Origin of the sequence: Convivina praedatoris (assembly GCF_933208495.1) — a bacterium.
In the GTDB taxonomy this organism is placed as follows: domain Bacteria; phylum Bacillota; class Bacilli; order Lactobacillales; family Lactobacillaceae; genus Convivina; species Convivina praedatoris.
This window is the reverse complement of sequence record NZ_CAKOET010000015.1, coordinates 1-1,589: the sequence shown is the minus strand read 5'-3', so window position 1 is coordinate 1,589 and position 1,589 is coordinate 1. Positions and strand designations below refer to the sequence as shown.

Annotated in this window: 1 protein-coding gene; it reads left to right on the top strand. The window is 44.6% G+C overall.

All coding sequences use genetic code 11. The annotated features are described in order from the left end of the window. Positions 1–1,589, top strand: a 1,589-nt coding sequence (locus M4974_RS07800; RefSeq protein ID WP_248715909.1) for a DUF1542 domain-containing protein, incomplete at both ends; no start/stop codon positions are given.

Sequence of the window (1,589 nt, the reverse complement as noted above, 5' to 3'; positions counted from 1 at the left end):
CTCAAGGGGTCGAAGATGCCAAGAACACCGGGGTTCAGACCATCAATGCCATTCCACAGTCCGCCGCTAAGAGTTTGGATGATCAAAAGAATGATGCTAAGCAGGCTATTGAAACGGCTAAGCAGGCAGCAATTGATAAGATCAATAACGATAAGACGTTGACGGATGCCGCGAAGCAGGCTCAACGCCAGCAGGTAACGGATGCCGCTACGCAAGCAGCGAAGAACATTGGTGATGCAACGGATGCTCAAGGGGTCGAAGATGCCAAGAACACCGGGGTTCAGACCATCAATGCCATTCCACAGTCCGCCGCTAAGAGTTTGGATGATCAAAAGAATGATGCTAAGCAGGCTATTGCCGACGAAGCCGCTAAGGTTAAGCAGGACATCGCTAACGATGCGACTTTGAATGATAAGCAGAAGGCAGCTCAGCAACAAAACGTTGATGCCGAAGCGAAGAAGGCTACGGATGCCATTAACGGGGCTCAAAATGCTCAGGCTATTCAAGATGCAACGGCAGCTGGTGTGAAGGCGGTTGATGAGCAACACGGTTCCGGTAAGAGCTTAGAAGATCAAAAAAGTGCCGCAGTAAAAAGAGTTAATGAAGAAGCATCAATTATCATTGCTGCAATTGATGACGACATTACGTTGACTAATGAGCAAAAGACCATTCAAAAGCACGGAGTGGCTAACAACGCGCGGATAGCAGTTAATGGAATTAATGCTGCTACTAATGCTCAAAGTATTCAGGATTTGACTACTTCTGCTATAACAGCTATTGATGCTCAATATGTAGCTGGAGATGCATTGAGTCGTCAAAAAGATGCTGCTAAGCGCGAAATTGATCAAGAGTCTAAGGATATTAAGGCGAAAATTGATCAAGACCTAAGTTTGACTGATGGCGACAAGATTCAACAGATTAAAATCATTGAATCAGCAACAATTGATGCTAAAGCATCGATTGATAACGCTGAAAATGCTCAGGATGTTAAGAAGGTTACTATTGCTGGTAAAGTTGTAATTGATAAGGCCTACCAAACTGGTATGGCGTTGAGTGATCAAAAAGATGCTGCTAAGAAGGAAATTGATGAAGTAGCTAAGGCAACGAAGAAAGCTATTGCTGACGATGTTACTTTAACGGATGAGCAGAAAGCTACACAGGTTCAAGCAATAAACCGGGTAGTAACCACTGTTAGAGAAGCGATTAATCAAGCTAAAACTGGGCAGGAGGTTAAGAGCACTACCATTCAAGGAAAACGTGATGTGGAAGAACAACATCAAGTTGGTTTGCCATTAGATAGCCAAAAGGCTAGTGCTCTTCAGGCACTGGTAAGTGAGGCTACTAAGGTAAAGACAGCCATTGACCAAGATGTCACGTTAACTGATAAGCAGAAGGAAGCTCAAAAGAGCAATGTGGATGCAGCAGTTAAGCAAGCAACAGACAAGGTGCAGGGTGCAACGAATGCGCAAGGCATCCAAGATCAAGTCGTTGTAGGTAACAAGGAGATTGGTGACCAACACGTAGCTGGCAAGCCACTTGAAGATCAAAAGCAAGCCGCCTTGAATGAGATTACAAAACAAGGTAATGAG